Genomic DNA, 21,395 nt, shown 5'->3' with positions numbered 1-21,395 from the left:
CTTACAGCACCTCCGGCGCGAGCGAGATGATCTTCATGAACTTCTTCTCGCGCAGCTCACGGCCGACCGGGCCGAAGATACGGGTGCCGCGGGGGTCGCCGTCGTTCTTCAGAATGACGGCGGCGTTCTCGTCGAAACGGATGTACGAGCCATCCGGACGGCGACGCTCCTTGACGGTGCGAACGATGACCGCCTTGACGACGTCACCCTTCTTCACGTTGCCACCGGGGATCGCGTCCTTGACGGTGGCGACGATGACGTCACCGATGCCCGCGTAGCGGCGACCCGAGCCACCGAGAACACGGATGGTGAGAATTTCCTTCGCACCCGTGTTGTCGGCGACGCGCAGTCGCGACTCCTGCTGGATCACGTCTATCTCCTGTTTGTCTGCCGGTTCCCGGTGCAGAAGCGCTAGTGACTAGCGCTTCTGCACCGAGCCTGGCGGAACGAACCCTGAGGGATACCCCTCAGAGAATTACTTGGCCTTCTCGAGGATCTCGACGATGCGCCAGCGCTTGCTCGCCGACAGCGGACGCGTCTCCATCAGGAGGACGCGGTCGCCGACGCCGGCAGCGTTCTGCTCGTCGTGCGCCTTGAGCTTGTTCGTACGGCGGATGACCTTGCCGTACAGGGCGTGCTTGACGCGGTCCTCGACAGCGACGACGACGGTCTTGTCCATCTTGTCGCTGACAACAAGGCCCTCACGGGTCTTGCGGAAGCCGCGGGCGGCGGTCTCTTCAGTCACAGTCTTCTCGCTCATCAGGCGCTCTCCACCGTCTCGATGCCCAGCTCGCGCTCGCGCATGAGGGTGTAGATCCGCGCGATGTCCTTACGGACGGCCTTGAGCCGGCCGTGGTTCTCGAGCTGACCCGTCGCCGCCTGGAAGCGGAGGTTGAACAGCTCTTCCTTGGCTTCGCGGAGCTTGTTGAGGAGCTCCTCGTTGCCCAGCTCGCGCAGCTCAGACGCCTTGGTTCCGGCCGACATCACGCTTCACCTGCCTCGCGCTTGACGATCTTGCACTTCATCGGCAGCTTGTGAGCCGCACGAGTCAGCGCCTCGCGCGCGGTCTTCTCGTTGGGGTACGACAGCTCGAACATCACGCGTCCGGGCTTGACGTTGGCGACCCACCACTCCGGGGAACCCTTACCGGAACCCATGCGGGTCTCGGCAGGCTTCTTGGTGAGGGGGCGGTCCGGGTAAATGTTGATCCAGACCTTGCCGCCACGCTTGATGTGACGCGTCATGGCGATACGAGCGGCCTCGATCTGACGGTTCGTCACGTACGCCGGGGTGAGGGCCTGAATGCCGTACTCACCGAACGCAACCTGCGTGCCACCCTTGGACATACCGCTGCGCTTCGGGTGGTGCTGCTTGCGGTGCTTGACCCTACGGGGGATCAGCATTTCGGTCAGGCCTCCGTTCCGGTGCTCTCAGCAGCCGGAGCGGCAGCGGCGGGAGCGTCGGCCTTGGGGGCCTCGGCTGCCGGCGCGGACTGCTGCTGCGGCTTACGACCGCGACCGCCACGCTCGCCACCACGGCCACCACCACGGGCCGGGCGGTCGTTACCGCCACGGGCCGGACGGTTACCGGCGCGGGCCGCGGCGTTCTCGGCGCGAACCTCGGCGATGTTCTTGACGTCGCCCTTGTAGATCCAGACCTTCACGCCGATGCGGCCGAAGGTCGTCTTGGCCTCGAAGAAGCCGTAGTCCACGTTGGCGCGGAGCGTGTGCAGGGGCACGCGGCCCTCGCGGTAGAACTCCGAACGGGACATCTCGGCACCGCCGAGACGACCGCCACACTGGATCTTGATGCCCTTGGCGCCGGCCTTCATCGTGCCCTGCATGCTCTTACGCATGGCGCGACGGAAGGAGACGCGGGAGGACAGCTGCTCGGCAACGGCCTGGGCAACCAGCTGAGCATCGGTCTCGGGGCTCTTGACCTCGAGGATGTTCAGCTGGACCTGCTTGCCCGTGAGCTTCTCGAGGTCACCGCGGATGCGGTCGGCCTCGGCGCCACGGCGGCCGATGACGATGCCGGGACGAGCGGTGTGGATGTCCACCCGCACGCGGTCACGGGTGCGCTCGATCTCAACCTTCGAGATGCCGGCGCGCTCCATGCCGGACGTCATCATCCGACGGATGGCGACGTCTTCCTTGACGTAGTCCTTGTACAGCTTGTCGGCGTACCAACGCGACTTGAAGTCGGTCGTGACACCGAGCCGGAACCCGTGCGGGTTTACCTTCTGGCCCATTACCGGGTTCCTTCCTTGCTGCTGACGACCACGGTGATGTGGCTGGTCCGCTTACGGATCCGGTAGGCCCGGCCCTGAGCACGCGGACGGAACCGCTTCAGGGTCGGACCCTCGTCCACGTACGCCTCGCTGATGACCAGCGAAGAGGCGTCAGGGTGGTCGTAGTTGTGCGCGGCGTTGGCGATGGCGCTGTCGAGCACCTTGCCCACCGGCTGGCTCGCGGCCTGCGGGGCGAATCGCAGGACCGCCTGAGCCTCCGTGGCGTCCATGCCACGGATGAGGTCCACCACGCGGCGGGCCTTCATGGGCGTGACGCGGATGTACCGCGCCTGGGCCCTGGCTTCCATGGTTGTCCCTTCGGTGTTAGTCATAGTCGATTCCACCCCGCCTTAGCGGCGCTTCGACTTCCGGTCGTCCTTGACGTGACCCCGGAAGGTGCGCGTCGGCGAGAACTCGCCGAGCTTGTGGCCGACCATCGACTCGGTGACGAACACCGGGATGTGGGTCTTGCCGTTGTGCACCGCGATCGTGTGACCCAGCATGCTGGGAATGATCATCGAGCGGCGGGACCAGGTCTTGATGACGTTCTTGGAACCGGCTTCGTTCTGTACGTCCACCTTCTTCACGAGGTGGCCGTCGACGAAGGGTCCCTTCTTGAGACTGCGCGGCATCTAAACCCGCTCCTAGCGCTTCTTGTTCGACTTGCGGCGGCGGACGATGTACTTGTTGCTCGCCTTGTTGCGATCACGAGTACGACCCTCCTTCTGGCCCCACGGCGAGACCGGGTGGCGACCACCGGAGGTCTTGCCTTCACCACCACCGTGCGGGTGGTCAACCGGGTTCATGACGACACCACGCACGGTCGGGCGGACGCCCTTCCAGCGCATGCGGCCGGCCTTGCCCCAGTTGATGTTGCTCTGCTCGGCGTTGCCGACCTCGCCGACGGTGGCGCGGCAGCGCACGTCGACCAGGCGGATCTCGCCGGAGGGCATACGAAGGTGGGCCATCGAGCCCTCCTTCGCGAGCAGCTGCACGGAGGCACCCGCGGAGCGGGCGAACTTGGCGCCACCACCGGGACGGAGCTCGATCGCGTGGATCGTGGTACCGACCGGGATGTTGCGGAGCGCCAGGTTGTTACCGGGCTTGATGTCGGCAGCGGGGCCGTTCTCCACCTTGGCGCCCTGCGCGAGACCGCGCGGGGCCAGGATGTAGCGCTTCTCGCCGTCCGCGTAGTGCAGAAGCGCGATGCGCGCAGTGCGGTTCGGGTCGTACTCGATGTGAGCGACCTTCGCCGGCACGCCGTCCTTGTCGTGACGACGGAAGTCGATCACGCGGAAGGCGCGCTTGTGTCCACCACCCTGGTGGCGAACGGTGATCCGACCGGCGTTGTTACGGCCGCCCTTGCTGTGCAGCGGGCGGACCAGCGACTTCTCCGGCGTGGACCGCGTTACCTCGACGAAGTCGGCGACGGAGGAGCCACGGCGGCCCGGCGTCGTCGGCTTGTACTTGCGGATTCCCATTTCTCAGTCCTCGTCCGATATTCGGACCAGGGTCTCCGTTAGGAGGCCTGGCCGAAGATGTCGATACGGTCGCCCTCAGCGAGGGTCACGATGGCGCGCTTGGTGTCGGCACGCTTGCCGAACCCGGTGCGCGTACGCTTCCGCTTGCCCTGACGGTTGATCGTGTTGACGCCGGTGACCTTGACCGAGAAGACCGCCTCGACGGCCTGCTTGATCTGGGTCTTGTTGGCGCCCGGGGCCACGACGAACGTGTACTTGCCCTCGTCGAGAAGCGCGTACGACTTCTCGGAGACGACCGGCTTGACGAGGACGTCGCGCGGGTCCGAGAAGGACTTGCTCAGCGGAGTGGGCTCAACGGCGATCTTGCCCTCGGTGGCAATGCGCTTCGCCTTCGCGACGCGCGCTGCCTTGGCGGCCTTGGCGGCCTTCGAGGCAATGCTCGGGTGACGCGTAGCCATCAGGCTTCGCTCCCTTCGGTGTCAGCGGCCTTGGGGCCAGACACGAAGGACTCGAAAGCGGCCTGGGTGAAGACCACGTCGTCCGAGACGAGAACGTCGTACGTGTTCAGCTGGCCCGGCTCCAGGATGTGGACCTGGGGCAGGTTGCGAGCGGAGAGCAGCGAGGCCTCGTCGGCGCGGTCGATGACCAGGAGCACGTTCTTGCGCTCGCTGACCTTCCCGAGCAGCGACTTCGCGGCCTTGGTGGAAACCGCACCCTCGACCACGCCGGTGACGACGTGGATGCGAGCGTTGCGGGCCCGGTCGGTGAGGGCGTGGCGCAGGGCCGCGGCCTTCATCTTCTTCGGGGTCCGCTGCGAGTAGTCACGCGGCTGCGGGCCGTGGACGACGCCACCGCCGGCGAACTGCGGCGCACGGGTCGAACCCTGACGGGCGCGGCCGGTGCCCTTCTGGCGGTACGGCTTCTTGCCACCACCACGGACTTCGCCGCGGCGCTTGGTCTTGTGCGTGCCCTGGCGGGCAGCGGCCAGCTGGGCGACGACAACCTGGTGAAGCAGCGGAACGCTGATCTTCTCGACGTCGAAGATCTCCGCGGGGAGCTCCACCGTCCCGGTCTTGTCGCCTGCCGGCGAAAGGATGTCAACAGTGCTCATCGTTACCTCAGGCCCCCTTGGTCGCAGTACGGACCAGGACGAGGCCGCCGTTCGGACCAGGAACCGCGCCCTTGATGAGCAGCAGACCCTTCTCCGCGTCAACGGCGTGGACGGTCAGGTTCTGGGTGGTGACCCGCTCGTTGCCCATGCGGCCCGCCATGCGGGTGCCCTTGAACACACGGCCGGGGGTGGCGCAACCGCCAATGGAGCCCGGCTTGCGGTGGATGCGGTGGGCACCGTGGGAGGCCTTGCCGCCCTTGAAGTTGTGCCGCTTCATGCCACCGGCGAAGCCCTTGCCCTTGCTCTGGCCGGTCACGTCGACCTTCACGCCGCCGTCGAACACCTCAGCGGTGATCTCCTGGCCGAGGGCGTACTCGGACGCGTCCGGCGTACGAATCTCGACGAGGTGGCGACGGGGGGTGACATCGGCCTTGGCGAAGTGGCCCTTGAGGGGCTTGTTCACCTTGCGCGGGTCGATCTCGCCGAAGGCGAGCTGGACGGAGTCGTAACCGTCTACGTCGTTGGTGCGAACCTGGGTGATCACGTTCGGACCGGCCTTGACGACGGTGACCGGAACAACACGGTTGTTCTCGTCCCACACCTGCGTCATGCCGAGCTTCTCGCCCAGGATGCCCTTGATCTGCTTAGTCATCTTCAGATCACCGGCCCTCAGAGCTTGATCTCGATGTCGACGCCGGCCGGAAGGTCGAGTCGCATCAGGGAGTCAACGGTCTTCGGAGTCGGGTCGAGGATGTCGATGAGGCGCTTGTGCGTGCGCATCTCGAAGTGCTCGCGAGAATCCTTGTACTTGTGCGGCGACTTGATGACGCAGTACACGTTCTTCTCGGTAGGCAGCGGCACCGGGCCCGCGACCGACGCACCAGTGCGGGTCACCGTCTCGACGATCTTCTTCGCCGAGGAGTCGATGACCTCGTGGTCGTAGGCCTTGAGCCGGATGCGGATCTTCTGTCCCGCCATGGCTACTTAGTAGTCCTGTCTCTCATAACGCTCTGGAACTCGAGGGGCCCTGTTTCACACTTCCTCCGCCCCACGCGGTCGGGCGTGTCGCAGTCCCGCTCACAGAAATATCCGCATGGATGTCCCTGCTAAGGGGTCTGCGGCCTGAACCGCATGTACACGGGGGAAGAAACCCACCGAGCGCCTGGCCGAGGAACCTCGCTGACGCTTCCCGAAAGATTCCCGTACGTCCGGCCGATTGCTACCCCGAGGGATAGATACAGCCGACGAGTACTGTGGGACTCGCTTCCGGTCCTCCCGGCGGGAGGCGCGCAGCATCGGCACTCAACCGAGCAACCCCGACAGTCTGCCATACAGGGCACGTCCGGGGCCAATCGAGCCGAAGAGAGTACCCCCTCAGTGACGAAGGTCAAACCAGGGGTGGCCGTGTCCCGCGCGCACCGGAACCCGCTTGGCCGGTGTCGACAGAGATTCGCGTGTTTGTCTGTGGCGGATCTTCAGCGGAACCCGAGCATCCCATTCCCCCTCTGTTGAGGTGAACCACCTGAACAGAGGCGAGCGCACCACCCCCGAACGCTGCCTCGGCAGCGAACGGAGTGAGCGCCACCGTGCGGGAAAGACCTGCAACACCCCACCCCTGCATACCCGTTGGGCGCGGCCCCGCCCGCCGGAGCACCCTCCTGGGCGTCGCCGCGCTCGCCGCCGCGGGCACCCTCACCGCCTGCTCCCGCAGCTCTCCCGTGCCGCCGCCCCGCGCCACCGTCCCCTCCCCCGCCACCGGCCACGCCGCCGCACAGGCCGAGCGCGCCCTGCTGCTCCAGGTCCTCGCCCACCCCGACGACGACCTGTACTTCATGAACCCGGACACCCGGCACGCCCTGGATGCGGGCACCCCTGTCGTCTGCGTGTACGTCACCGCGGGCGAGGCCGACGGCCGCAACAAGACACCGGCCGACCGCGACCCGGCCCCCGACAAGGCGGCGTACTCCTCGGCCCGCCACCAGGGCCTGCGCCAGGCGTACGCGACCCAGCTCGGCCTGCCCGCCTTCACCCGCTGGACCACGAGCGCCGTCCAGCTGCCCGGCGGCTTCCGGGTCGAGGTCGACTCGCTCCAACACCGGGGCCACAGCGTCGAGTTGGTGCATCTGAACCTCGGCATGCACACCCCGGAGGGCCACATGGGCGTCCCCGCGCTCTGGCGCGAACCGGGCCTCCTGCTGCGCACCCTCGTCCCCGTCGGGTCCCCGCTGGGCGCCGTCCAGACGTACGACCGCGCATCCCTGGTCGACGTGCTCGTCGCGCTCTTCGAGCGGTACCGCCCGACCCTCGTGCACACCCTCGACCCGGACCCCGACATCCAGCACAGCGACCGGCTCACACGAATACGCGACAGCGAGCAGCCGGGCTACTCCGACCACGCCGACCACACGGCCGTCGCCTGCTTCAGCTGGGCCGCGCTGATCCGCTGGACGCAGCGGGCCAAGGGCGGGCCGCCCGCGTTCGCCGCGACCGCCTTCCGCGGCTACTACAACAACCACTGGCCGAAGAATCTGCCGCCGCAGGTGCTTGAGGAGAAGGCCGCCCAGCTCGTCCCGTACGGCGCCGCCCCCGACTGGAGCTGCGGCAACCCCTCAGGCTGCGGCGACTACAACGTCGGCGGCGACCGCCCCCTCACCAACCGCAAGGGCTGGGTCCGCGCCACCCACTACCGCTATCCGGGGCCCCGGCTCGCCCTCGTCCCGAACGCCGACGGACGGCTCACCGCGTACGGCGTGCTGGGGCTGCGCGCCGTCCGCTACACCGAGAAGGACGGTGAGTTCGGCGCCCCGGCCGACCTCGGCGGCGGCCCGCTCGCCCCGTCCCTCACGGCCGTCGCGCTCCCCGACGGGCGCCACCTCGTCGTCGGCCTGCGCCTCGCGTCCGTCCAGGACGGCGCCGACGTGCGCGAGATCGTGGCCCTGGAACGACAGGCGTGGAAGGGCCTCGGCAACCCGGAGAGCGAGCCCGCCCGCGCCCGCCGCATCGGCGTCCCGGTGGCGGCCACCGCTCCGGACGGCCGCGTCCACATCTTCGTACGCAATGCGGGGCAGGGCATCAGCACGCGGGTGCGCGACAGGTCCGGGGGCTGGTCCCCGTGGCGCGAGCTCGGCGGTGGCCCCGTCCAGGACGGGCTCACGGCGGTCGTCGGCGACGACGGCGAGGTGCACGTCTACGCCGCGGGCCGCGACACCGTCCACCACTGGACCCCTGCAGGCCCCGCACCGCTGTCCGGCCTGCCCACCCCCGCCGACGCCGTCGCCGCGTCCGGCGACCGCCTCTACTACCGGCAGCCGGCGTCCGCCGAGCTGCTGTCCAGCGGCGGCCCGCGCGTCGACTTCCCCGGCTACGGGCCGGTGGCGGCAGCGGGCGCGTATCTCCTCGGCCGTGACACCAACGGCGACGTCCGGCTGCACCACGCGGGCCGCACCCTCCGCCCGAGCACGGCGCCGGCCAGCCTGGAAGGACCGGCCCTGGCCCTGACCGCCCGAGGCCCTGCCGCCGCGGGCCTCTCCCCCGACGCCCGGCCATGGCTGTGGCGGCCGACGCAGGCGCGGGCCTGACCCTCGTAGGAACACAGCAGCGTAGGAGCACAGCAGAAAGGGCCCGTACGACCGAAGTCGTACGGGCCCTCTCAGGAGCTCTAGGAGCTACCAGGCATCAAGCCCAACAGGTAAGTGAGACTTACTTGTTGATCTTGGTGACCTGGCCGGCGCCCACGGTCCGGCCACCCTCACGGATGGCGAACTTCAGGCCCTCTTCCATGGCCACGGGCTGGATCAGCGAGACGGACATCTCGGTGTTGTCGCCCGGCATGACCATCTCGGTGCCCTCGGGGAGGGTCACAACGCCCGTCACGTCCGTCGTACGGAAGTAGAACTGCGGACGGTAGTTGTTGAAGAACGGCGTGTGGCGGCCACCCTCGTCCTTGGACAGGATGTAGGCCTGGGCCTCGAACTCGGTGTGCGGCGTGACCGAACCGGGCTTGATGATGACCTGGCCGCGCTCGACGTCCTCGCGCTTGATGCCACGGAGGAGGAGACCGACGTTCTCACCGGCCTGGCCCTCGTCGAGCAGCTTGCGGAACATCTCGATGCCGGTGACCGTGGTGGTGGTCTTCTCGGTCTTGATGCCGATGATGTCGACGGTCTCGTTGACCTTGAGGACACCACGCTCGATACGACCGGTGACGACCGTGCCACGACCGGTGATCGTGAAGACGTCCTCGATCGGCATCAGGAACGGCTTGTCGACGTCACGCTCGGGGGCCGGGATGGCCTCGTCGACGGCCTTCATCAGGTTGAGGACGGACTCGCCCCACTCCTTGTCACCCTCGAGCGCCTTGAGCGCCGAGACCTTGATGACCGGAAGGTCGTCGCCCGGGAACTCGTACTCGGAGAGCAGCTCACGGACCTCGAGCTCGACGAGCTCCAGGATCTCCTCGTCGTCCACCATGTCGGCCTTGTTCAGGGCGACAACGATGTACGGAACGCCGACCTGGCGGGCCAGGAGCACGTGCTCCTTGGTCTGCGGCATCGGGCCGTCGGTGGCGGCGACCACGAGGATGGCGCCGTCCATCTGCGCGGCACCCGTGATCATGTTCTTGATGTAGTCCGCGTGACCGGGGCAGTCGACGTGGGCGTAGTGACGCGCCTCGGTCTGGTACTCGACGTGCGCGATCGAGATCGTGATACCGCGCTGGCGCTCCTCAGGAGCCTTGTCGATCTGGTCGAAGGCCGAGGCCTCGTTCAGGTCCGGGTACGCGTCGTGCAGCACCTTGGTAATGGCGGCCGTGAGGGTCGTCTTACCGTGGTCAATGTGACCGATGGTGCCGATGTTGACGTGCGGCTTAGTCCGCTCGAACTTTGCCTTCGCCACTGAATCCTCCTGCGGAGTGGTTCTGTACGCCTTGCTTCATCGGCGCCAGGTGATCTTTGCTGGAAAGCCGGGTTCCCGGGGCATTTCGCGGCTGTTGCCGGGAAATGCCCCAAGAGCTCCGGAGTCAAGCCTAAAGCGTGAACTCGGGTGAGTTACTCGCCCTTGGCCTTCGCGATGATCTCCTCGGCGACGTTCCGCGGAACCTCGGCGTAGGAGTCGAACTGCATCGAGTAGCTCGCGCGACCCGACGTCTTGCTGCGGAGGTCTCCGACGTAGCCGAACATCTCCGAGAGCGGGACCAGGCCCTTGACGACCCGGGCGCCCATCCGCTCCTCCATGGCCTGGATCTGGCCACGGCGGGAGTTGACGTCGCCGATGACCTCGCCCATGTAGTCCTCGGGCGTGATGACCTCGACGGCCATCATCGGCTCGAGAAGCACGGGACCGGCCTTGCGCGCGGCCTCCTTGAACGCCTGCGAACCGGCGATCTTGAAGGCGAGCTCGGAGGAGTCGACCTCGTGGAAGGCACCGTCGAGCAGCGTGATGCGAACACCGGTCATCTCGTAACCGGCGAGGATGCCGAACTGCATGGCCTCCTGGCAGCCGGCGTCGACCGAAGGGATGTACTCCTTCGGGATACGACCACCGGTGACCTTGTTCACGAACTCGTAGCTCGCGTCGCCACCCTCGATCGGCTCGATCGAGATCTGCACCTTCGCGAACTGGCCGGTACCACCAGTCTGCTTCTTGTGCGTGAAGTCGACCTTGTCCACCGTCTTGCGGATGGTCTCGCGGTACGCGACCTGCGGCTTGCCGACGTTCGCCTCGACGCGGAACTCGCGACGCATGCGGTCGACCAGCACGTCGAGGTGGAGCTCGCCCATACCACCGATGATGGTCTGGCCGGTCTCCTCGTCCGAGTGCACCTGGAAGGAGGGGTCCTCCTCCGCGAGACGCTGGATGGCAACACCCAGCTTCTCCTGGTCACCCTTGGACTTGGGCTCGATGGCGACCTGAATGACCGGCGCCGGGAAGTCCATGGACTCCAGGATGACCGGGTTCTTGTCGTCGGACAGCGTCTCACCGGTGGTGGTCTGCTTCAGGCCCATGACGGCGACGATGTCACCGGCGCCCACCGACGCGATCTCCTCACGCTTGTTCGCGTGCATGCGGTAGATCTTGCCGATGCGCTCCTTCTTGCCCTTGACGGAGTTCAGCACCGCAGTGCCGGCCTCCAGGCGACCCGAGTAAACCCGGATGAAGGTGAGCTTGCCCAGGTGCGGGTCGCTCGCGATCTTGAACGCGAGCGCCGACAGCGGCTCGTCCTCGGACGGCTTGCGCGCGATGACCTTCTCCGGGTCCTTCACGTCGTGACCCTCGATGGAGTCGACGTCAAGGGGAGTCGGCAGGTAGCGCACGACCGCGTCGAGCAGGGGCTGAACGCCCTTGTTCTTGAACGCGGTACCGCAGAACACCGGGGTGACCGTGGTGCCGTCGGACTTGCCGGACGCGATGGTGATACGACGGATCGCGGCGTACATCTGCTCCACAGAGGGCTCCTGGCCCTCCAGGTACAGCTCCATGATCTCTTCGTCGTTCTCCGCGACGGCCTCAAGGAGCTTGCCGCGGTACTCGTCCGCAGCCTCCTTGTGCGTGTCGGGGATCTCGACGGTGTCGTAGGCCTCGCCCTTGGCGGCCTCGGCCGACCAGACGTACGCCTTCATCGTGACGAGGTCGACGACACCCTGGAAGTCGGCCTCGGCCCCGATGGGGAGCTGCATGACGAGCGGCTGGGCGCCCAGGCGGTCCGAGATCATGTCCACGCAGCGGTGGAACTCGGCGCCGGTACGGTCCAGCTTGTTGACGAAGCAGATGCGCGGCACGCCGTAACGGTCGGCCTGACGCCACACCGTCTCGGACTGCGGCTCAACGCCGGCGACACCGTCGAACACCGTCACGGCACCATCGAGCACACGCAGGGAGCGCTCCACCTCAACGGTGAAGTCGACGTGCCCGGGGGTGTCGATGATGTTGATCGTGTAGTCGTTGTCCTCGAGCGGCCAGTGGCAAGTGGTGGCAGCAGACGTGATCGTGATGCCACGCTCCTGCTCCTGCTCCATCCAGTCCATCGTGGCGGCGCCGTCGTGGACCTCACCGATCTTGTACGAGACGCCGGTGTAGAACAGGATCCGCTCAGTGGTGGTCGTCTTGCCCGCGTCGATGTGGGCCATGATGCCGATGTTTCGGACCTTGGCCAGGTCAAGTGAAGTGGTAGCCATAAGGCTTCAGTCTTCTCTCGGTCTCGATGTGGGTTGCGACTACCAGCGGTAGTGCGCGAAGGCCTTGTTGGACTCGGCCATCTTGTGCGTGTCCTCGCGCTTCTTGACGGCAGCACCGAGGCCGTTGGAGGCGTCGAGCAGCTCGTTCGTCAGACGCTCGGTCATCGTCTTCTCGCGACGGGCGCGCGAGTAGCCGACGAGCCAGCGGAGCGCGAGGGTGTTGGCGCGGCCGGGCTTGACCTCAATCGGCACCTGGTAGGTCGCGCCACCGACACGGCGGGACTTGACCTCGAGGGTCGGCTTGATGTTCTCAAGCGCGCGCTTCAGCGTGATGACCGGGTCGTTGCTGGTCTTCTCACGCAGGCCCTCCATGGCGCCGTACACAATGCGCTCGGCGGTGGAGCGCTTGCCGTTCAGCAGCACCTTGTTGATGAGGGAGGTCACCAGAGGAGAACCGTAGACCGGGTCGATGATGACCGGGCGCTTCGGGGCGGGGCCCTTACGAGGCATTCTTACTTCTCCTTCTTGGCGCCGTAGCGGCTGCGGGCCTGCTTGCGGTTCTTGACACCCTGGGTGTCAAGCGAACCGCGGATGATCTTGTAACGAACACCGGGCAGGTCCTTCACACGGCCGCCGCGCACGAGCACGATGGAGTGCTCCTGCAGGTTGTGTCCCTCACCCGGAATGTAGGCCGTGACCTCGATGCCGCTGGTCAGACGCACACGCGCGACCTTACGGAGGGCCGAGTTCGGCTTCTTCGGGGTGGTCGTGAACACACGCGTGCAGACGCCACGACGCTGGGGCGAACCCTCGAGCGCGGGCGTCTTGTTCTTCTCGACCTTGTCCTGCCGGCCCTTCCGGACCAGCTGCTGGATCGTAGGCACTACTTCTCCGGTTTCTGTGTGCCGAGTAGTAAAGCTAACCTGGAACGTTTCCCGACCCACGCGGTCGGGTGTGTCGAATACTGCAGACCCCCACCGAAGGCGGGAAGGCGGCAGATTGCGGTGGCCATGATCGGACTCGCCGTGCGGCAGATGACACGCACACGAGCCCAGGCACACCCCAGGCACAAGGTCTGAGCGTACCTATCTCATACGCTGTGGTCAAAACAAATACCCCGGAGCCAGGACACGCCGGGCGCCCCGCTCGTGGCGACTAGGCCGCGGAGACGACGATCGCGACGATGATCAGGGCCCAGAACGCCACGGAAAGCCACCCGAGCACCAGCCCGCCGACCGCCATCCCGTCGCCGGATTCGCCCCGCTCCCGGATCTCCTTGCGCGCCATGTGGCCCAGGATCACCGCGGGGATCGCCGAGGCCCCGGCACTGAAGAACGTGCCCACACCGCACACCAGCGCCCCGATCGCCTTCCCGTTGGTCGGCGGGGGCGCCGGCAGGAACGTCCTGGGCACGCCCATCATCGGCTGCTGCATCTGCATCTGCTGCTGGGGCGCAGGACCCTGCGGCAGATCGGCGACGAGCATGGTCAGCTCCCCCACGGTGCGCGCCTGATAGGCCCGCTCGATCCGCCGCTCGTACTCGCTCTGCTGCAGCCGTCCCTCCGCGAACCCCGCGCGAAGCACATCGACGGCGCGCTCCCGGTCCGCATGCGCGGCCAGCATCGACGGCTGATGACCCTGATGGCCCGGCCACGGGACCGGCTGCCACGACGGATTCGACACGAGACCACTCCCCCGGGACCCAAACATGTTGTGGTGTCCATCATGCGTCAATACGCCGCAGGGCGGCCACCCCGGTTCTACCCGGGGTGGCCGCCCTGCGGTTTCAAGCAGCTGCTCGCCTACTGGTTGTACGGACCGTAGTCGTAGTCCTCCAGCGGAACGGCCTGGCCGGAGCCGGTGCCGAACGGCGAGTAGTCGATGTCGTCGTAGCCGACGGCCGAGTACATCGCGGCCTTGGCCTCCTCGGTGGGCTCCACCCGGATGTTGCGGTAGCGGGACAGACCCGTACCGGCCGGGATGAGCTTACCGATGATGACGTTCTCCTTGAGGCCGATGAGGCTGTCGGACTTGGCGTTGATCGCCGCATCCGTCAGGACTCGGGTCGTCTCCTGGAAGGAGGCGGCCGACAGCCAGGATTCCGTCGCCAGCGAGGCCTTGGTGATACCCATCAGCTGCGGACGGCCGGAGGCGGGGTGACCGCCCTCGGTGACCACACGACGGTTCTCGCCCTCGAACTTCGAGCGCTCGACCAGCTCGCCGGGCAGCAGCTCGGCGTCGCCGGACTCGATGATCGTCACGCGGCGCAGCATCTGCCGGATGATGATCTCGATGTGCTTGTCGTGGATCGACACACCCTGCGAGTTGTAGACCTTCTGGACCTCGCCGACCAGGTGCACCTGGACCGCACGCTGACCCAGAATGCGCAGCACGTCGTGCGGGTTGGTGGCACCCACGGTCAGCTTCTGGCCGACCTCGACGTGGTCGCCCTCGCCCACCAGCAGACGGGCACGCTTCGAGATCGGGAACGGGATCTCGTCGCTGCCGTCGTCGGGGGTGACGACGAGCTTCTTGGTCTTCTCGGTCTCCTCAATGCGGACACGGCCCGCGGACTCGGAGATCGGGGCGACACCCTTCGGCGTACGAGCCTCGAAGAGCTCGACGACACGGGGCAGACCCTGGGTGATGTCGTCACCCGCCACACCACCGGTGTGGAAGGTACGCATCGTCAGCTGGGTACCGGGCTCACCGATGGACTGGGCGGCGATGATGCCGACCGCCTCACCGATGTCGACCAGCTTGCCGGTGGCCAGCGAGCGGCCGTAGCAGAAGGCACAGGTGCCGACCGCGGACTCACAGGTGAGCACCGAGCGGGTCTTGACGATCTCGACGCCGTGGGCGACGAGGGCGTCGATGAGCACGTCACCCAGGTCGACGTTGGCCGGCGCGATGACCTTGCCGTCGACGACGATGTCCTCGGCGAGCATGCGGGCATACACGCTGGTCTCGACGTCTTCGGTCTTGCGCAGCACGCCGTCGGCGCCACGCTCCGCGATCTGGAGCTTGAGGCCACGGTCGGTGCCGCAGTCCTCCTCGCGAATGATGACGTCCTGCGAGACGTCGACCAGACGACGGGTGAGGTAACCGGAGTCGGCGGTACGCAGAGCCGTGTCCGCAAGACCCTTACGAGCACCGTGAGTCGAGATGAAGTACTCCAGCACCGACAGGCCCTCACGGAAGGAGGCCTTGATCGGACGCGGGATCGTCTCGTTCTTGGCGTTCGACACCAGACCACGCATACCCGCGATCTGACGCATCTGCATCATGTTTCCTCGGGCACCCGAGTCAACCATCATGAAGATGGGGTTGGTCTTCGGGAAGTTCGCGTTCATCGCCTCGGAGACCTCATTGGTCGCCTTGGTCCAGATCGCGATGAGCTCCTGAGTGCGCTCTTCCTTCGTGATGAGACCGCGCTCGTACTGCTTCTGGACCTTCTCGTCCTGCGCCTCGTAGCCCGCGACGATTTCCTTCTTCGCCTCGGGAACGACGACGTCGGAGATGGCCACGGTGACGCCGGAGCGGGTGCCCCAGTAGAAGCCGGCCGCCTTCAGGTTGTCGAGCGTCGCCGCCACGATGACCTTGGGGTAGCGCTCCGCGAGGTCGTTGACGATCTCGCCGAGCTGCTTCTTGCCCACCGAGTAGTCGACGAACGGGTAGTCCTCGGGCAGCAGCTCGTTGAAGAGCGCGCGGCCCAGGGTCGTCCGCAGCCGGAAGCTGTCACCCGGCTGGTACTCGGGCTCACCCTCCTCGACGGGCGGCGGGGTCCAGCCGCGCGGCGGCATGGTGCCCACCGGGAAGCGGATGTCGACGGCCGACTGGAGCGCCAGCTCGCCGGCGTCGAACGCCATGGTCGCCTCGGCCGTGGAGCCGAACGCGCGGCCCTCGCCCTTGACGTCACGGAGCTCACCGTCGGTGGTGAGGAAGAACAGACCGAGGACCATGTCCTGGGTCGGCATCGTCACCGGACGGCCGTCGGCGGGCTTGAGGATGTTGTTCGAGGACAGCATCAGGATGCGGGCCTCGGCCTGCGCCTCCGCGGAGAGCGGCAGGTGCACGGCCATCTGGTCACCGTCGAAGTCCGCGTTGAACGCGGTGCAGACGAGCGGGTGGATCTGAATGGCCTTGCCCTCGACCAGCTGCGGCTCGAAGGCCTGGATGCCGAGGCGGTGCAGGGTGGGAGCACGGTTCAGCAGAACCGGGTGCTCGGCGATGACCTCTTCGAGGACGTCGTACACGACCGTGCGGCCGCGCTCCACCATGCGCTTGGCGCTCTTGATGTTCTGCGCGTGGTTCAGGTCGACCAGACGCTTCATCACGAACGGCTTGAAGAGCTCCAGCGCCATGGCCTTCGGGAGACCACACTGGTGCAGCTTCAGCTGCGGACCGACGACGATCACGGAACGCGCGGAGTAGTCCACACGCTTACCGAGAAGGTTCTGACGGAAACGACCCTGCTTGCCCTTGAGCATGTCGCTCAGGGACTTCAGCGGGCGGTTACCGGGACCGGTCACCGGGCGACCACGACGACCGTTGTCGAAGAGGGCGTCCACGGCCTCCTGGAGCATGCGCTTCTCGTTGTTCACGATGATCTCGGGCGCACCGAGGTCGAGAAGGCGCTTCAGGCGGTTGTTGCGGTTGATGACGCGGCGGTACAGGTCGTTCAGGTCGGAGGTCGCGAAGCGGCCACCGTCCAGCTGCACCATCGGACGCAGGTCCGGCGGGATGACCGGCACGCAGTCGAGCACCATGCCCTTGGGGCTGTTGCTGGTCTGCAGGAACGCGGAGACGACCTTGAGGCGCTTGAGCGCACGGGTCTTCTTCTGGCCCTTGCCGGTACGGATGATCTCGCGGAGACGCTCGGCCTCCTCCTCGAGGTCGAAGGTCTCGAGGCGCTTCTGCAGCGCCGCGGCACCCATCGAGCCGTCGAAGTACGTGCCGAAGCGGTCACGCAGCTCGCGGTAGAGGAGCTCGTCGCCCTCGAGGTCCTGGACCTTGAGGTTCTTGAAGCGCGACCAGACCTCGTCCAGACGGTCGATCTCGCGCTGCGCACGGTCGCGCAGCTGCTTCATCTCGCGCTCGGCACCCTCGCGCACCTTGCGGCGCACATCGGCCTTGGCACCCTCGGCCTCGAGCTCGGCCAGGTCGGTCTCGAGCTTCTTGGCGCGGGCCTCCAGGTCGGAGTCGCGACGGTTCTCGACCTGCTGACGCTCGACCTGGACGTGCGCCTCGAGGGAGGGCAGGTCGCGGGTACGACGCTCCTCGTCGACGAACGTGATCATGTACGCCGCGAAGTAGATGACCTTCTCGAGGTCCTTCGGGGCGAGGTCGAGCAGGTAGCCGAGGCGCGACGGGACGCCCTTGAAGTACCAGATGTGAGTGACCGGGGCGGCCAACTCGATGTGGCCCATCCGCTCACGACGCACCTTGGCGCGCGTGACCTCCACGCCGCAGCGCTCGCAGATGATGCCCTTGAAGCGGACGCGCTTGTACTTGCCGCAGTAGCACTCCCAGTCCCGGGTCGGACCGAAGATCTTCTCGCAGAAGAGCCCGTCCTTTTCCGGCTTGAGCGTGCGGTAGTTGATGGTCTCGGGCTTCTTGACCTCGCCATGGCTCCACTGACGAATGTCGTCAGCGGTGGCCAGACCGATCCGGAGCTCATCGAAGAAGTTGACGTCGAGCACTATGCGTCAATCCCTCTCAGGGTTGTAAGTCTGTGGTCTGAAACGGGGGTCGAGGGGTCGGCGGGGGCCCGTTTCCGGGCCCCTACCGGACTCCCGTCAGACCTCTTCGACGCTGCTCGGCTCGCGCCGGGACAGGTCGATGCCGAGCTCCTCCGCTGCGCGGAAGACGTCCTCGTCGGTGTCGCGCATCTCGATGGACATGCCGTCCGAGGACAGCACCTCCACGTTGAGGCACAGGGACTGCATTTCCTTGATGAGCACCTTGAAGGACTCGGGAATGCCGGGCTCGGGGATGTTCTCGCCCTTGACGATGGCCTCGTAGACCTTCACGCGGCCGGTGACGTCGTCGGACTTGATCGTCAGCAGCTCCTGGAGGGCGTAAGCGGCGCCATAAGCCTCAAGCGCCCACACCTCCATCTCACCGAAGCGCTGGCCACCGAACTGAGCCTTACCACCCAGCGGCTGCTGGGTGATCATCGAGTACGGACCGGTCGAACGGGCGTGCAGCTTGTCGTCGACCAGGTGGTGCAGCTTGAGGATGTACATGTAGCCGACCGAGATCGGCTCCGGGAACGGCTCGCCGGAGCGGCCGTCGAACAGGTGCGCCTTACCGGACGGGAGGACCATGCGGTCGCCGTCGCGGTTCGGCCGGGCGTTCTCGAGCAGGCCCGCGAGCTCGTCCTCACGCGCACCGTCGAAGACCGGGGTCGCGACGTTCGTACGCGGCTCGACCTGGTCGGCGCCGATCGACTGCAGGCTCTGGGCCCACTGGTCGCTCAGGCCGGAGACGTCCCAGCCCTGGCTGGCGAGCCAGCCGAGGTGGATCTCCAGGACCTGTCCCGGGTTCATTCGGGACGGCACACCCAGCGGGTTGAGGATGATGTCGACCGGGGTGCCGTCCTCCAGGAACGGCATGTCCTCGATCGGGTTGATCTTCGAGATGACGCCCTTGTTGCCGTGACGGCCGGCGAGCTTGTCACCATCGGTGATCTTGCGCTTCTGGGCCACGTAGACACGAACCAGCTGGTTCACGCCCGGCGGCAGCTCGTCGCCCTCTTCGCGGTCGAAGACGCGGACGCCGATGACCTTGCCGATCTCACCGTGCGGCACCTTCAGCGAGGTGTCGCGCACCTCGCGCGCCTTCTCACCGAAGATCGCGCGGAGCAGGCGCTCCTCCGGCGTCAGCTCGGTCTCACCCTTGGGCGTGACCTTGCCGACGAGGATGTCGCCGGCGACGACCTCGGCACCGATACGGATGATGCCGCGCTCGTCGAGGTCGGCGAGGACCTCCTCGGAGACGTTCGGGATGTCCCGGGTGATCTCCTCCGGGCCGAGCTTGGTGTCACGGGCGTCGACCTCGTGCTCCTCGATGTGGATCGAGGAGAGGACGTCGTCCTGCACGAGGCGCTGCGACAGGATGATCGCGTCCTCGTAGTTGTGACCCTCCCACGGCATGAACGCCACGAGCAGGTTCTTACCGAGGGCCATCTCGCCCTCTTCGGTTGCGGGACCGTCGGCCAGGACCTGGCCGGTGATGATCCGCGCGCCCTCGTCCACGACGACCTTCTGGTTGACAGAAGTGCCCTGGTTCGAGCGGGAGAACTTGTGCAGGCGGTACGTGCTGTACGTGCCGTCGTCGTTGGCGGTGGTGATGTAGTCCGCGGAGACCTCCTGGACCACACCGTCCTTGTCGGCCTTGAGCACGTCGCCGGCGTCGGTGGCGCAGCGGTACTCCATGCCGGTGCCGACGAGCGGCGCCTCGGACTTAATCAGCGGCACGGCCTGACGCATCATGTTCGCGCCCATGAGGGCACGGTTGGCGTCGTCGTGCTCGAGGAACGGGATCATCGCGGTCGCGACCGACACCATCTGGCGCGGCGAGACGTCCATGTAGTCGACGTCCGTGCCGGGCACGTAGTCGACCTCTCCGCCACGACGGCGGACCAGGACGCGGGCCTCGGCGAAGGTCAGCTCCTCCGTCAGCGGCGCGTTGGCCTGCGCGATGACGAAGCGGTCCTCCTCGTCGGCCGTCAGGTAGTCGACGTCGTCGGTGACGACGCCCTCGATGACCTTGCGGTACGGCGTCTCGATGAAGCCGAACGGGTTGATCCGGCCGTACGAGGCGAGCGAGCCGATGAGACCGATGTTGGGACCTTCAGGGGTCTCAATCGGGCACATGCGGCCGTAGTGCGAGGGGTGCACGTCTCGGACCTCGAAGCCCGCCCGCTCACGGGACAGACCACCCGGGCCGAGGGCGTTCAGACGACGCTTGTGCGTCAGCCCCGACAGCGGGTTGTTCTGGTCCATGAACTGGGACAGCTGCGAGGTCCCGAAGAACTCCTTGATCGACGCCACGACCGGGCGAATGTTGATCAGGGTCTGCGGCGTGATCGCCTCGACGTCCTGGGTCGTCATGCGCTCACGCACGACGCGCTCCATACGGGCGAGACCCGTACGGACCTGGTTCTGGATGAGCTCGCCGACGTTACGGATACGACGGTTGCCGAAGTGGTCGATGTCGTCGGTCTCGACGACGATCTCCCGGCCCGACTCGCCCACCGTCTCCGTCTCGCCCGCGTGAAGCTTCACGAGGTACTTGATGGAGGCGATGATGTCGTCGGTCGTGAGCACGCCGGCGTCCAGCGGCTCCTCGGCACCGAGCTTCTTGTTCACCTTGTAGCGGCCGACCTTCGCGAGGTCGTAGCGCTTCGAGTTGAAGTAGAGGTTCTCGAGCAGCGTCTGCGCGGCTTCACGCGTGGGCGGCTCGCCCGGACGCAGCTTGCGGTAGATGTCGAGCAGCGCGTCGTCCTGGCCCTGGGTGTGGTCCTTCTCCAGGGTGGCGCGCATGGACTCGTACTGGCCGAACTCCTCGAGGATCTGCTCGGTCGTCCAACCGAGAGCCTTCAGGAGAACGGTGACGGACTGCTTGCGCTTGCGGTCGATGCGCACACCGACCATGTCGCGCTTGTCGATCTCCATCTCCAGCCAGGCACCCCGGGACGGGATGATCTTGGCGGAGAAGATGTCCTTGTCGGACGTCTTGTCGATGGAGGAGTCGAAGTAGACACCCGGCGAGCGGACCAGCTGGGAGACAACGACACGCTCGGTGCCGTTGATGACGAAGGTGCCCTTGTTGGTCATGAGCGGGAAGTCGCCCATGAAGACCGTCTGGGACTTGATCTCGCCGGTCTCGTTGTTGGTGAACTCGGCGGTGACGAAGAGCGGAGCCGCGTACGTGAAGTCGCGCTCCTTGCACTCGTCGATCGAGTTCTTCGGCGGTTCGAAGCGGTGGTCGCGGAACGTCAGGGACATCGACCCGGAGAAGTCCTCGATCGGGGAGATCTCCTCGAAGATCTCCTCCAGACCGGACTTCCTGGGGACGTCCTGACCCGACTCGAGAGCCGCCTCGACCCGACTCTGCCAAGCGGTGTTTCCGAGCAGCCAGTCAAAGCTCTCGGTTTGCAGCGCGAGCAGGTTCGGGACCTCGAGGGGCTCCCTGATCTTTGCAAAGGAGATGCGCAGCGGGGCGGTGCTGGCGCCGTTGTTCGTATTCGCGATCGAGGCGTTGCGCGAGGCGGCCAAGAGGGGGTCCTTCCGAGGGCTCGGACTCACTACGCGCGTACCGGTCCCAAGCCATAC

General features: G+C 66.5%; 20 protein-coding genes. 1 reads left to right on the top strand and 19 read right to left on the bottom strand.

Annotation, left to right across the window (positions count from 1 at the left end; translation table 11 throughout):
• Position 1: 1 nt before the first annotated feature.
• The 12 genes from rplN to rpsJ form a co-directional block, all read right to left on the bottom strand.
• On the bottom strand, positions 2–370 hold the full coding sequence (gene rplN / locus OG746_RS08625; protein WP_003974257.1) for a 50S ribosomal protein L14: 369 nt from the start codon (positions 368–370) through the stop codon (positions 2–4).
• A gap of 105 nt (positions 371–475) precedes the next feature.
• Positions 476–760, bottom strand: a complete 285-nt coding sequence (rpsQ, locus tag OG746_RS08620; protein ID WP_266713085.1) for a 30S ribosomal protein S17 — start codon at positions 758–760, stop codon at positions 476–478.
• Positions 760–984: a 50S ribosomal protein L29 gene (rpmC, locus tag OG746_RS08615; protein ID WP_010036720.1), complete on the bottom strand. Its 225-nt coding sequence runs from the start codon at positions 982–984 to the stop codon at positions 760–762. The genes rpsQ and rpmC overlap by 1 nt, the downstream gene beginning before the upstream one ends.
• Entirely contained in the window at positions 984–1,403 is a 420-nt protein-coding gene (rplP, locus tag OG746_RS08610) for a 50S ribosomal protein L16 (protein WP_018528356.1), read from the bottom strand. Before rplP ends, rpmC begins: the two co-directional genes overlap by 1 nt.
• Positions 1,404–1,408: 5 nt before the next feature.
• Positions 1,409–2,251 (bottom strand): 30S ribosomal protein S3, encoded by an 843-nt coding sequence (gene rpsC / locus OG746_RS08605; protein ID WP_266713081.1) that lies wholly within the window; start codon positions 2,249–2,251, stop codon positions 1,409–1,411.
• Positions 2,251–2,598, bottom strand: coding sequence for a 50S ribosomal protein L22 (gene rplV / locus OG746_RS08600; RefSeq protein ID WP_266713079.1), 348 nt, complete (start codon positions 2,596–2,598; stop codon positions 2,251–2,253). Before rplV ends, rpsC begins: the two co-directional genes overlap by 1 nt.
• A gap of 42 nt (positions 2,599–2,640) precedes the next feature.
• Positions 2,641–2,922 (bottom strand): 30S ribosomal protein S19, encoded by a 282-nt coding sequence (gene rpsS / locus OG746_RS08595; protein WP_266713077.1) that lies wholly within the window; start codon positions 2,920–2,922, stop codon positions 2,641–2,643.
• 12 nt (positions 2,923–2,934) lie between these two features.
• Positions 2,935–3,771: a 50S ribosomal protein L2 gene (gene rplB / locus OG746_RS08590; protein ID WP_266713074.1), complete on the bottom strand. Its 837-nt coding sequence runs from the start codon at positions 3,769–3,771 to the stop codon at positions 2,935–2,937.
• A 38-nt stretch (positions 3,772–3,809) separates the two neighbouring features.
• Complete coding sequence (gene rplW, locus OG746_RS08585; RefSeq protein WP_266713072.1) at positions 3,810–4,229, bottom strand: 50S ribosomal protein L23; 420 nt, start codon at positions 4,227–4,229, stop codon at positions 3,810–3,812.
• Entirely contained in the window at positions 4,229–4,882 is a 654-nt protein-coding gene (rplD, locus tag OG746_RS08580) for a 50S ribosomal protein L4 (protein WP_266713070.1), read from the bottom strand. Before rplD ends, rplW begins: the two co-directional genes overlap by 1 nt.
• 7 nt (positions 4,883–4,889) lie before the next feature.
• Entirely contained in the window at positions 4,890–5,534 is a 645-nt protein-coding gene (gene rplC, locus OG746_RS08575; protein WP_266713068.1) for a 50S ribosomal protein L3, read from the bottom strand.
• A gap of 17 nt (positions 5,535–5,551) precedes the next feature.
• Positions 5,552–5,860: a 30S ribosomal protein S10 gene (gene rpsJ, locus OG746_RS08570; RefSeq protein ID WP_003948644.1), complete on the bottom strand. Its 309-nt coding sequence runs from the start codon at positions 5,858–5,860 to the stop codon at positions 5,552–5,554.
• A gap of 608 nt (positions 5,861–6,468) precedes the next feature.
• On the opposite strand from rpsJ, the gene OG746_RS08565 reads away from it, so the two are divergent.
• A complete protein-coding gene (locus OG746_RS08565) occupies positions 6,469–8,460 on the top strand; it encodes a PIG-L family deacetylase (RefSeq protein ID WP_266713066.1) in 1,992 nt (663 codons plus the stop codon).
• A gap of 121 nt (positions 8,461–8,581) precedes the next feature.
• On the opposite strand, the gene tuf is transcribed toward OG746_RS08565, so the two are convergent.
• The 7 genes from tuf to rpoB form a co-directional block, all read right to left on the bottom strand.
• The gene (gene tuf, locus OG746_RS08560; RefSeq protein WP_266713064.1) at positions 8,582–9,775 is read right to left on the bottom strand and encodes an elongation factor Tu; all 1,194 of its coding nucleotides are present in this window, start codon (positions 9,773–9,775) and stop codon (positions 8,582–8,584) included.
• Between the two features lie 152 nt (positions 9,776–9,927).
• Positions 9,928–12,054 carry an elongation factor G gene (gene fusA / locus OG746_RS08555; RefSeq protein ID WP_266713062.1) on the bottom strand — a complete coding sequence of 709 codons (2,127 nt, stop codon included), beginning with the start codon at positions 12,052–12,054 and terminating at the stop codon, positions 9,928–9,930.
• 39 nt (positions 12,055–12,093) lie between these two features.
• Positions 12,094–12,564, bottom strand: coding sequence for a 30S ribosomal protein S7 (rpsG, locus tag OG746_RS08550; RefSeq protein ID WP_266713060.1), 471 nt, complete (start codon positions 12,562–12,564; stop codon positions 12,094–12,096).
• A gap of 2 nt (positions 12,565–12,566) precedes the next feature.
• The gene (gene rpsL / locus OG746_RS08545; protein WP_003948652.1) at positions 12,567–12,938 is read right to left on the bottom strand and encodes a 30S ribosomal protein S12; all 372 of its coding nucleotides are present in this window, start codon (positions 12,936–12,938) and stop codon (positions 12,567–12,569) included.
• A gap of 271 nt (positions 12,939–13,209) precedes the next feature.
• Positions 13,210–13,737: a DUF1707 and DUF4190 domain-containing protein gene (locus tag OG746_RS08540; protein ID WP_266713058.1), complete on the bottom strand. Its 528-nt coding sequence runs from the start codon at positions 13,735–13,737 to the stop codon at positions 13,210–13,212.
• Between the two features lie 119 nt (positions 13,738–13,856).
• The gene (locus OG746_RS08535; RefSeq protein ID WP_266713056.1) at positions 13,857–17,756 is read right to left on the bottom strand and encodes a DNA-directed RNA polymerase subunit beta'; all 3,900 of its coding nucleotides are present in this window, start codon (positions 17,754–17,756) and stop codon (positions 13,857–13,859) included.
• A gap of 96 nt (positions 17,757–17,852) precedes the next feature.
• Entirely contained in the window at positions 17,853–21,338 is a 3,486-nt protein-coding gene (rpoB, locus tag OG746_RS08530; RefSeq protein ID WP_266713054.1) for a DNA-directed RNA polymerase subunit beta, read from the bottom strand.
• Positions 21,339–21,395: the final 57 nt, after the last annotated feature.

Origin of the sequence: Streptomyces sp. NBC_01016, assembly GCF_026341035.1 — a bacterium.
Classification (GTDB): Bacteria; Actinomycetota; Actinomycetes; order Streptomycetales; family Streptomycetaceae; genus Streptomyces.
Note: the sequence above shows the minus strand (reverse complement) of the source record. Positions and strands in the feature narration are given on the sequence as shown.

What these genes read in the sequence shown, in the direction of transcription:
- rpsQ (WP_266713085.1), bottom strand. Translation starts at nt 760, where the DNA reads ATGAGCGAGAAGACTGTGACTGAAGAGACCGCCGCCCGCGGCTTCCGC.
- rpmC (WP_010036720.1), bottom strand. Translation starts at nt 984, where the DNA reads ATGTCGGCCGGAACCAAGGCGTCTGAGCTGCGCGAGCTGGGCAACGAG.
- rplP (WP_018528356.1), bottom strand. Translation starts at nt 1,403, where the DNA reads ATGCTGATCCCCCGTAGGGTCAAGCACCGCAAGCAGCACCACCCGAAG.
- rpsC (WP_266713081.1), bottom strand. Translation starts at nt 2,251, where the DNA reads ATGGGCCAGAAGGTAAACCCGCACGGGTTCCGGCTCGGTGTCACGACC.
- rplV (WP_266713079.1), bottom strand. Translation starts at nt 2,598, where the DNA reads ATGGAAGCCAGGGCCCAGGCGCGGTACATCCGCGTCACGCCCATGAAG.
- rpsS (WP_266713077.1), bottom strand. Translation starts at nt 2,922, where the DNA reads ATGCCGCGCAGTCTCAAGAAGGGACCCTTCGTCGACGGCCACCTCGTG.
- rplB (WP_266713074.1), bottom strand. Translation starts at nt 3,771, where the DNA reads ATGGGAATCCGCAAGTACAAGCCGACGACGCCGGGCCGCCGTGGCTCC.
- rplW (WP_266713072.1), bottom strand. Translation starts at nt 4,229, where the DNA reads ATGGCTACGCGTCACCCGAGCATTGCCTCGAAGGCCGCCAAGGCCGCC.
- rplD (WP_266713070.1), bottom strand. Translation starts at nt 4,882, where the DNA reads ATGAGCACTGTTGACATCCTTTCGCCGGCAGGCGACAAGACCGGGACG.
- rplC (WP_266713068.1), bottom strand. Translation starts at nt 5,534, where the DNA reads ATGACTAAGCAGATCAAGGGCATCCTGGGCGAGAAGCTCGGCATGACG.
- rpsJ (WP_003948644.1), bottom strand. Translation starts at nt 5,860, where the DNA reads ATGGCGGGACAGAAGATCCGCATCCGGCTCAAGGCCTACGACCACGAG.
- fusA (WP_266713062.1), bottom strand. Translation starts at nt 12,054, where the DNA reads ATGGCTACCACTTCACTTGACCTGGCCAAGGTCCGAAACATCGGCATC.
- rpsG (WP_266713060.1), bottom strand. Translation starts at nt 12,564, where the DNA reads ATGCCTCGTAAGGGCCCCGCCCCGAAGCGCCCGGTCATCATCGACCCG.